Origin of the sequence: Candidatus Levibacter sp. Uisw_134_01 (genome assembly GCF_047717795.1) — a bacterium.
Taxonomy (GTDB): domain Bacteria; phylum Pseudomonadota; class Alphaproteobacteria; order Puniceispirillales; family Marisalimonadaceae; genus Marisalimonas.
Genome location: NZ_CP159808.1, coordinates 479,902 through 489,037 on the forward strand (window position 1 = coordinate 479,902; position 9,136 = coordinate 489,037).

The 9,136-nt window shown below is 30.7% G+C and carries 12 protein-coding genes and 1 tRNA gene; 12 read left to right on the forward strand and 1 reads right to left on the reverse strand.

All coding sequences use genetic code 11. From position 1 onward, the window contains the following. Positions 1 to 25 precede the first annotated feature (25 nt). Genes rplQ through ABXT66_RS02645 form a run of 6 tightly spaced genes read left to right on the forward strand, consistent with a single transcriptional unit; the run spans position 26 to position 4,198 of the window. A complete protein-coding gene (gene rplQ, locus ABXT66_RS02620; protein ID WP_443644112.1) occupies positions 26 to 466 on the forward strand; it encodes a 50S ribosomal protein L17 in 441 nt (146 codons plus the stop codon). A gap of 58 nt (positions 467 to 524) precedes the next feature. After that, on the forward strand, positions 525 to 1,379 hold the full coding sequence (locus ABXT66_RS02625; RefSeq protein WP_443644113.1) for a hypothetical protein: 855 nt from the start codon (positions 525 to 527) through the stop codon (positions 1,377 to 1,379). A 23-nt stretch (positions 1,380 to 1,402) separates the two neighbouring features. Beyond that, on the forward strand, positions 1,403 to 2,419 hold the full coding sequence (locus tag ABXT66_RS02630) for an RluA family pseudouridine synthase (protein ID WP_443644114.1): 1,017 nt from the start codon (positions 1,403 to 1,405) through the stop codon (positions 2,417 to 2,419). A 16-nt stretch (positions 2,420 to 2,435) separates the two neighbouring features. Continuing rightward, positions 2,436 to 3,107, forward strand: a complete 672-nt coding sequence (locus ABXT66_RS02635) for an HAD family hydrolase (protein WP_443644115.1) — start codon at positions 2,436 to 2,438, stop codon at positions 3,105 to 3,107. 1 nt (position 3,108) lies between these two features. Beyond that, the gene (locus tag ABXT66_RS02640) at positions 3,109 to 3,807 is read left to right on the forward strand and encodes an ATP12 family protein (protein WP_443644116.1); all 699 of its coding nucleotides are present in this window, start codon (positions 3,109 to 3,111) and stop codon (positions 3,805 to 3,807) included. Between the two features lie 22 nt (positions 3,808 to 3,829). After that, positions 3,830 to 4,198 carry a hypothetical protein gene (locus ABXT66_RS02645; protein ID WP_443644117.1) on the forward strand — a complete coding sequence of 123 codons (369 nt, stop codon included), beginning with the start codon at positions 3,830 to 3,832 and terminating at the stop codon, positions 4,196 to 4,198. Positions 4,199 to 4,205: 7 nt separating this feature from the next. Here ABXT66_RS02645 and lipB read toward each other — a convergent pair whose 3' ends face one another. Further along, positions 4,206 to 4,859 carry a lipoyl(octanoyl) transferase LipB gene (gene lipB, locus ABXT66_RS02650; RefSeq protein WP_443644118.1) on the reverse strand — a complete coding sequence of 218 codons (654 nt, stop codon included), beginning with the start codon at positions 4,857 to 4,859 and terminating at the stop codon, positions 4,206 to 4,208. Positions 4,860 to 4,948: 89 nt separating this feature from the next. Here lipB and ABXT66_RS02655 point away from each other — a divergent pair. The 6 genes from ABXT66_RS02655 (at position 4,949) to ABXT66_RS02680 (ending at position 8,728) form a co-directional block, all read left to right on the forward strand. Further along, a tRNA-Leu gene (locus ABXT66_RS02655) sits at positions 4,949 to 5,035 on the forward strand. 65 nt (positions 5,036 to 5,100) lie between these two features. Further along, positions 5,101 to 5,304, forward strand: a complete 204-nt coding sequence (locus tag ABXT66_RS02660; RefSeq protein WP_443644119.1) for a DUF6538 domain-containing protein — start codon at positions 5,101 to 5,103, stop codon at positions 5,302 to 5,304. 54 nt (positions 5,305 to 5,358) lie between these two features. After that, a complete protein-coding gene (locus ABXT66_RS02665; protein ID WP_443644120.1) occupies positions 5,359 to 6,036 on the forward strand; it encodes a hypothetical protein in 678 nt (225 codons plus the stop codon). Between the two features lie 57 nt (positions 6,037 to 6,093). Then, positions 6,094 to 6,534, forward strand: coding sequence for a hypothetical protein (locus tag ABXT66_RS02670; RefSeq protein WP_443644121.1), 441 nt, complete (start codon positions 6,094 to 6,096; stop codon positions 6,532 to 6,534). 27 nt (positions 6,535 to 6,561) lie between these two features. Then, positions 6,562 to 7,209: a hypothetical protein gene (locus ABXT66_RS02675; protein ID WP_443644122.1), complete on the forward strand. Its 648-nt coding sequence runs from the start codon at positions 6,562 to 6,564 to the stop codon at positions 7,207 to 7,209. A gap of 376 nt (positions 7,210 to 7,585) precedes the next feature. Further along, the gene (locus ABXT66_RS02680; protein WP_443644123.1) at positions 7,586 to 8,728 is read left to right on the forward strand and encodes a DUF6538 domain-containing protein; all 1,143 of its coding nucleotides are present in this window, start codon (positions 7,586 to 7,588) and stop codon (positions 8,726 to 8,728) included. Positions 8,729 to 9,136 lie beyond the last annotated feature (408 nt).

Genomic DNA, 9,136 nt, shown 5'->3' on the forward strand with positions numbered 1-9,136 from the left:
CTTGATTTAAGTTTAGGAGATAATAATGAAGCATAGAATTAAAGGTAAAAAATTAAATAGAACTTCCTCGCACAGGAAAGCTTTATTTAAAAATATGGCTCAAGCGATAATTAAGCATGAACAAATAATCACAACTCTGCCAAAGGCTAAAACTATGAAGCCAATAGTTGATAAGCTAATAACTTTAGGTAAAAAAGGTAGTCTTCACGCAAGAAGACAAGCTTTTTCTAAGTTGAGAGATGATAATATGGTTTCTAAATTATTTGGAGCACTGGCAACTAGATATGCTGATAGAAACGGTGGGTATACAAGAGTTTTAAAAGCAGGTTATAGGTATGGTGATGCTGCCGGTATGGCTGTAATAGAATTAGTTGATAGGGATGAAGATGCTAGAGGTAAAGATAGTGGTCCCTTACAAAATGTGTCTTCAAATGAAGAAGAAACAAAAGAGGCTGTTGCAAGTTAATTATCTAAATAATAATCATAAACCGTTCTTAAAAGAACGGTTTTTTTTTGAGTAATAAATGGATTTTGATAACTTTATTGCTGTAGATTGGTCTGGGGACAAGAGTAAATTTCAAAAAGGGATTAGTGTAGCCCAATGTCCAATGGGCAGGTATCCTCCAAAAATTATTAAGCCTGAAGACAGATATTGGTCAAGATGTTCTTTAATAAAATGGCTTCTTAAAGAAGTTACAGAAAAAAAAACACTTATTGGATTTGACTTTTCATTTTCATATCCATTTTATGATTGTTTTTCATATTTTCCAGGAATTAAAGATAGTCCAATATCTCCATATAAATTGTGGGAAAAAATTGATAATATAAATAATAAATTAGGAAACTTTTATGGTGGCGGGATATGGTCTAAAGAACCTTACTCAAATTATTATAACTCTCCAAATTTAAAAGGTACGTTATATAAAAGCAGAAGAAGATTTACTGAAATAGAGGCTAAAAATAAAATACATTCACCTAGTCCTACTTTCAATTGTGTAGGGCCTGGAGCAGTTGGGACAGGATCTTTGGCGGGAATGAGGGTACTAAACTTTCTAAAAAATAAAATAAATATATGGCCTTTCAACAATAGTATATTCCAAAAAAAAAGTGTAGCAGTTGAAATTTTCCCTACTTATTATTTTAGATATGCACGTGTAAAACCTGAAAAAAATATAGGATATGCTCTAGACAAAATTAATCAGGCTCTTAGTCATTATGGATGTAATTCCTTGCCTAAAGATATTATAATTGGCGGGCCTGATCAAGACGATGCCGACGCAATTGTTTCAGCAGCAGCAATGAGATATTTTTCAAATAATAGAAACTGTTGGAATGTGCCAAAGGTATCTAAAAAAGAAGGTTGGATATTCGGTGTTTAGTAATTGCTTAGGTTGACAATAAAATGACTCTAGAAATGCTTGTTATAAAAATACCTGAAACAGAGGATGGGTCTAGGATTGATAGATGTGTTAGAAGAATATTAGGTAACATTAACCAAGCAATGCTAGAAAAATATCTAAGATCCGGTTTAATTCTATTAGATAATAAAAAAATAAAGTCGTCTGTGAAAGTTAATACTGGTCAATTAGTTAAGTATTCATCTCACATAAAATTCGAAAACGGCAAAATCAAACAATTTAATCAAGCAGACATAAACAACTATTATAAAAATTTATATAAAAGAATTTTTATTAAAGAAACTAAAGATTTTATAGCGATAAACAAGCCATGTGGGTTAGCTGTACAGGGAGGTAGTTCTCAAAAATATCATGTAGATGATATGTTAAAGTGTATATTCTATGATGAAACGGCGCCTAAGTTAGTGCATAGAATTGACAAAGACACATCAGGATTATTATTAATTGCAAAGAACCAAAAAAGTGCAAAAAAAATATCTAATTTTTTTAAAGAACATAAAATAATTAAAACTTATTTAGCTATAGTCTCTCCATGTCCTAAAACTAACTCTGGAGTAATAGATGCACCTATTTTAAAAAAAGGTGTTGATGGAAAACAAAAAATGAAAGTTGATTATAGTAAAGGAAAACAATCAATTACACATTATAAGGTACTAGATAAGATTGGATCTAGAGTAGCTGTTATTGCTTTATATCCAAAAACAGGCCGAACTCATCAATTAAGAGTACATCTCGAGCATATAAACGCGCCAATAGTGGGTGATAGAAAATATACGGGGTTGCCTGGAATTTATAATTTAAGTGAAAAATTAAATGACCATGATAGTATTACTCAAATTAAATGGAATTCAGAAGACATAAATAATTTACAATTACACGCATACTCAATTCATATGCCTGATAAAGAAACAATTGAAGCAGAGCTCAATGAAGATTTTAAAAATAATTTAAAATTCTTGGGACTGTCACTACCTAACAATATAAATAATATATTTACATAATAGATGGAGATAAACTTTGAATAACGACTTGAAATTAGCATTATTTGATTATGACGGAACAATTGTAGACTCAGCTATTATGATTGTTGAAGGTGCTATTGCAGCATTTAGAATGTGTGGACTGCCGGACCCTGATCCAAAAAAAGTAAGAGAAAATATAGGAAAACCATTAGCCGTAGCTTTGGATTTATATATGCCAGCTGGTTACGATATAACCCCAGAACAAATTTCAGAAGCTTATAGAGATTGGTATGCAGAACAAGGAAGATTGGGGCTTCAAAATGAGCCTTTATATTCTGGTATGATTGATTTGTTATATGAATTAAAGGCTAATAATTGGTTAATTGGAGTTGCTACTAATAAGTCACGAATTGGCCTAATAAACGGATTAGCAAAGCATAATATATCGGATATATTCGATATAACACTCACCACAGATGAAAACACGCCTAAACCAGATCCTGCTATGGCCTTAAAGGCAATTAATAAACTGAATATTGATAAAAAAAGATGCGTAATGATTGGGGACACAATTAATGATATTGGATTGGGAGTAAATGCTGGGATTAAAAGTATTGGAGTTACTTGGGGATATAATGAAAAGGATTTGTTAGTTTCAGCAGGGGCGACCTATTTAGTTAACAACTCATCTGAGTTAAGTAAATTAATGAAAAAAATATTTCAATAAAATGAAAAAGTTTTGGAAAACTGTTGAAATAAAAGAATTCGAAAATAATACATTTCAATTATTGTTAGATAAAAATATTTTAAAGACACCATTACAAAATGAACTAATTTTTATAAATTATGATAGTGCTTATGAAACTTTATTAGAATGGGATGTTGATGAAGATATATTAAATGCAGATGAAATGATTTCTTACGGTATCTACTCTACAGCTATAGATAGGATATCTAATGGTAGACAATTATATATAAATGAAATAATGCAATTCATCGATACCGATATGATTTGTTATAGAGCAGAAAAGCCTTTTGAACTATGTCAATTACAAAAATTAAAATGGGATCCGCTATTACTAACTGTCAAAAGTTATATCGATATAAAAATAGATGTGTTTCAAGGCGTAATGCCTCAAAAACAAAAAATAACTGTTCATAAAAAAATTAGAGAAATAATAATTCAGTTTTCTGATTTGGAAATTTCTATTCTTTATAGGTTAACTAATATTACAGGTTCAATTTTTATATCATTATCTTTATTAAAAGGAGATTTTTTAGAAAAAGATCTATTTGAAACGTGTTTTTTAGATGAGCTTTGGCAAGCAGAACATTGGGGCCAAGAAGAAGAGGCAACTTCAAAAAGGAAAAGAATATATAAGGAGTTAAAAAAGATAGTCACCTTAATCGATTTGACAAAACCTTAAACTATTTGATGTTAAAATTATCATGATTAATAAAAAAAAATTAAAAGATTATCATTTTTTCTTAAATCCTCATGCTCAAATTTTATTAGAAGAGTATATAAAATCACAGCAAAATAAAATGTGGGCTACCTCTATAATATTATCTTTAACAATTATTGATAATATAATATCAGACGAAAAGACATTAGACCATGTTGACGGTTTAAATCTAAACAAATTGCAAAATTCTAGGGATCTATCATGGTTAAGGTATAGACGAAATAAAATCTTACATTATGAAGGTCCTGTAGAAGGTTTTTACAAAACTTTAGACAGTTTAAAAGTGATTAAATCAGATGTGGACAGAGCTGATAAAGTTCTAGATGAATTTCTCAGCAAACTTTTTGGATAAATCGAAGCTAATTTAATTTAAATAAACTCTCATCTCCAAAAACTTTAGTAAAATTTTTACTCAATTTATTATCTAAATGTTCAAAAGAACTTATATTTTCTAAATTATATAAGCTAGTAACTCCACCTTCCTGAATTCCACAAGGAACAATATTCTTAAACTCTTCTAGGTTAGGGTTAACATTAATAGAGATGCCATGCCAAGAAACCCAGCTTGATATTCGAACCCCTAAAGCTGCAATTTTATCGTAACTATCATCTTTGTTTATTACCCAAACTCCAGGTTTGTTCTCCAACCTTACTCCATGTATATCAAAATCTTCTAAAGTTAAGATAATCCACTCTTCAAGTGCATTTACATAGGCCTTAACATCAGGTAGTCTATTTTTAAGATTAAGCATAACATATACAACTCGTTGACCTGGTCCATGCCAAGTCCATTCTCCGCCTCTTCCAGTACGTCTTGTTTCCACCTGATTATTAATTAAATCTTCATCTTTTGCAGAGGTTCCTGCAGTGAAAATAGACGAATGTTCTAAGAGCCAAATCAATTCATTATCTGTATTACTTTTAATCTTTATTATTCTTTTCTGCATTTCAGATATTGCAAAATCGTAATTAATTAATGTATTAGATATTTTCCATTCAACATTAGAAAGCAATATTATCACCATTTAATAAATAAAACGTATTATATATTTATCTTGCATTATGCATATTGTTTTGTTATCGGAAACAAGATCTTTTTATTGCGGCTGTGGCGGAACTGGTAGACGCGCAGCGTTGAGGTCGCTGTGGGATAAAACCCGTGGAAGTTCGAGTCTTCTCAGCCGCACCATATCTCATGTTAACCAATTGAAATGTAAGCACTTTTTGTGTAACAGGCAACTGGTGTGAAAGAAAATGAGAAATAAATGTGTCGCAAATCATGTGATGAAAAGAGATAATCAGTTTTATTATGTTCGTCATATACCTTCTGACTTAACCCATCATTATTCAGTTCAGAGAATTTGTTTTAGTTTAAAAACTAAATCTGATTCAACTGCAGTCAGGTTCTCTAAATCAATTACTCAAAGATTAGATGATTATTGGTTTGATATTGATTAAAATAAAAATTAATTTATATGTTAATTAATAATTAATAATTGATAGGAGATAATTATGAGTGATATTGAATATGAAACATTGAAAGAAGCGCTTAACGCTGCAAAAGATAAAAAAGATTTTTCTCCATTAAATTTATTTCTTATGGACAATATTGACGATTTGGAAGATGAAGATAGAAAACAAGCAATAAATGGAATATGGGATATTTTTACAATAAGTAAAAAAGTTCCTTACGAAGGCAACCCTACAGACTATCATGATTCCAAGAGTGGCCATGAAAATTTTACTTCTTGTTTGGATGAAATAGATGAATGGAATGAGAATAATGAAGACGAAAAGTTAGATACACTGATAAAAGAAAACTTTGAAGATGTATTTTCTTTTTTAAAGAAATATAAACTTTTTGGTATGGCTCACGATTTTAGTAGAAACGTAAGAAATAACTCAAAATCACAAAATTTGATTGCCGAATATAAAAATCTTACTAATTACATTATAGACGAATCTGATGATGAATACAAAGCTGGAGGGGGATTACAAATGTTCTTAGATGACTTTGATTTATCTAAAGCTCAGGCTAATAAAATATTTAAGGCGGCTGAGAATTTATGTAGTAAGTCAGACTTTAAAGATCTTAAAACACTTTATCAAGAACGATGCGATGCTCCTGAAGACGATTATGATTATTTACATGAAGATGAACACTGGACTAAATTTTCAAGGGTTATGTAATTAAAAAAATTGATAACTCTTGATGTATTTATTGATTACTTTTAGGGGGATTTTTATATGATTAGTATTGATAAAGATAAAGTTTACAGAATTGTTATTGGTCAAGACGCTATATTAAAAGTAAATATGGTTTATACAGAAATTGGTGATGATACTTATGAAGTTTTTGGATCATTTTCAGGCGAAGATGGTAATGTAGGTCTGTTCCATCAAAATTGTGAAGGAGATATGAATGTTTCTGACGACTCTTTTGAATTTGAAGCGAAAATCAGCCCAGATGAAGTTAGTAATATCTGTATTGAATTAGAACAATTAAGATCAAAATTTGAAGAGACTGATATTGAAGGTAATTTAGTTGGTTTATCAAAAGAAGGTCAAAATTTTCTAGAAACTGGGTTTAATGATAATGGCTATATTGAAGCCTACAGCAAAGGTGCGTCTGAGGATTTCATTTATGATATACAAGACGAATGGAGTCTCAATTTCTTTAAAGATTAATATTTAATATTTTATGGACTAAGCTAAATGATTGAAAGTGTAAGAAGTAAATGGGAAGAGTTTCCAGAATTGCAAACCTGTCATCATTTTGTATATGATTCTGAATACAGAAAAGGTAATAATAAAGTGCTTTTCATGGGTATAAATCCAGGAGAGGTTAAGGCTGATTGGGAAAATCATCCTAATGGAAGATGTGAAGAAAGCATGCATTTTAACTTTAGAAAAAATTATCCTTTACCTTTAAATTCAAAAAAATGGTTTAACCTCGTTAATGACTTAATTCCTGCAAAACATGGAATAATACAAAGTGAATTATTTTTCTGGAGCTCTAATAATTTAACTGAATTAAAAAAAAGAATACCTAATTGGTCAAATGGACCAATTATGAACTTTTGTGTTCTTGCTAATCAATGGATAATAAAAGAAAGAAAAATTAAAATTGTCATTGTCAGTGGAGTTGGACAAATAAAGCTTATTTCAAAATTATATAATCTTAAGTTAACAAATAAAATTTTTGATGAACAAAATAGAAGGTTAGTTGAAATTTATATTTCCAATCAAGGAATAAAGTGGCTTTTTACACTTCATTTAACTAGCACTCGTGGATTAACTAATATTTCAAAAAATAATATAAAGAAGATAATTCATGAACAATGTAAACTTATTAATAATTAATCTTTAATAGCTTTCTTACTTTCATAATCCTTGTAGAAAGTTTTTTCTGGAGGTGATCAAAACCCAGATGACTTTCTAAAAGAAATAAATAATTGATAGGCGGCAAATAATGTTAGAAGTAAAAATAGACTAATAATTATCAATTACGTAAGGCTATTCCATTACCGGAACATTTTTTAACTGTGAAAGAAACTGTGAAAGATTATGTGCCTGTTGACACAGATTCAGTAATACATAAACTGTTGCTATTGCTAAAGTTCAGTTGCAAATGGTGCATCTTGTATGAATAGAACTTCTTCTCAGCCGCACCATTTCTCATGCTAACCAATTGAAATGTAAGCACTTTTTGTGTAACAGGCAACTGGTGTGAAAGAAAATGAGAAATAAATGTGTCGCAAATCATGTGATGAAAAGAGATAATCAGTTTTATTATGTTCGTCATATACCTTCTGACTTAACCCATCATTATTCAGTTCAAAGAATTTGTTTTAGCTTGAAAACTAAATCTGATTCAACTGCAGTCAGGTTCTCTAAATCAATTACTCAAAGATTAGATGATTATTGGTTTGGTATGCGTTTGAAGAATATGAATGTACCTGCAGGAGATAAGATTAAACTAGATAGTGCTATTAATGATGACAAAACTCCAAAGATATCTGATGCTCTAGATTTATATCTAAGACTAAAGGGTATTGGAAAAGATAAAGTATTTTTTAGAACTGCTAAGAGAAACATTAGATATGTGATTAAAGTTTTAGGGAATAAGTCATTAAAATCATATTCATCATCTGATGGTGGGAAGTTTCGTGATTGGTTATTAGAAGAAGGGATGAGTGTAAATACTGTTAAGAGAGTATTTTCATCTATTAGGTCTATAATCAATATAGCTATTAGTGAATATGGATTAGATTGTTCAAATGGATTTGCTAGGACTTACTTTCCAAATGATAATATTGTTCATATCCGTAAACCTTTACCTATAGATAAAATCAAATTAGTGCATAAGTTATGCAGAGAATATGATGATGATTTAAGATGGTTAATTGCATTACTTAGTGATACTGGAATGAGATTAGGTGAGGGGGTAGGTTTACTTAAATCTGATATAAACCTTAATTGTGAGATACCTCATATAAGACTCATTCCTCATCCTTGGAGACGTCTAAAGACTAAAGGAAGTCAGAGATGTATACCACTTGTGGGAGCATCACTCTGGGCTTGTAAGAGACTCCTAGAGAATAATAATGATAGTATATATGCCTTTCCTAGATATACTTCCGTGAGTATCTGCAATGCAAATAGTGCTAGTGCTGCTCTTAACAAATGGATGAAAGAGAAACTGTCAGATAGCTATGTAATTCATGGTTTTAGACATAGTATGCGTGACCGTTTAAGAGCCGTTGAATGTCCAAGTGATATAATTGATAAGATTGGTGGTTGGATAACTGCAGGAGTAGGACAATCTTATGGGCAAGGCTTTCCTTTAGAAGTTATTAGTAAATGGATGAAAAAGATTTAGTGAAGTCTTTCACACCAGTTGCCTGTTACACAAAAAGTGCTTACATTTCAATTGGTTAGCATGAGAAATGGTGCGGCTGAGAAGTAGTTCTATTCACTTCAAGTGCACCACTTACAACTGAACATAAGCAGTAGCCTCATATTATGTATTCCTGAATCCGTGTCAACAGGCACGTTTTCTTTCACAGTTTCTTTCACAGTTAAGAAATGTTCCGGTAATGGAATAGCCTTACGTAAATGATAATTATATTTAGATGTTAAAGACACTTATATGTATCATTTTAAATGACCCCCCATGCTAGAGCCAGTGCCGCCCTATACGTATTATATAGTTGTGCTCTTAGACAGATGGGGTCAAATAAGTGTTAACCAATTTAAATCCAATCCAGAGTCTACTGAGAGCTTTTAG

Coding starts and splice junctions, on each gene's coding strand:
- ABXT66_RS02680 (WP_443644123.1), top strand. CDS start 7,586: ATGAGAAATAAATGTGTCGCAAATCATGTGATGAAAAGAGATAATCAG.
- ABXT66_RS02675 (WP_443644122.1), top strand. CDS start 6,562: ATGATTGAAAGTGTAAGAAGTAAATGGGAAGAGTTTCCAGAATTGCAA.
- ABXT66_RS02630 (WP_443644114.1), top strand. CDS start 1,403: ATGACTCTAGAAATGCTTGTTATAAAAATACCTGAAACAGAGGATGGG.
- ABXT66_RS02660 (WP_443644119.1), top strand. CDS start 5,101: ATGAGAAATAAATGTGTCGCAAATCATGTGATGAAAAGAGATAATCAG.
- ABXT66_RS02640 (WP_443644116.1), top strand. CDS start 3,109: ATGAAAAAGTTTTGGAAAACTGTTGAAATAAAAGAATTCGAAAATAAT.
- ABXT66_RS02625 (WP_443644113.1), top strand. CDS start 525: ATGGATTTTGATAACTTTATTGCTGTAGATTGGTCTGGGGACAAGAGT.
- rplQ (WP_443644112.1), top strand. CDS start 26: ATGAAGCATAGAATTAAAGGTAAAAAATTAAATAGAACTTCCTCGCAC.
- ABXT66_RS02670 (WP_443644121.1), top strand. CDS start 6,094: ATGATTAGTATTGATAAAGATAAAGTTTACAGAATTGTTATTGGTCAA.
- ABXT66_RS02665 (WP_443644120.1), top strand. CDS start 5,359: ATGAGTGATATTGAATATGAAACATTGAAAGAAGCGCTTAACGCTGCA.
- ABXT66_RS02645 (WP_443644117.1), top strand. CDS start 3,830: ATGATTAATAAAAAAAAATTAAAAGATTATCATTTTTTCTTAAATCCT.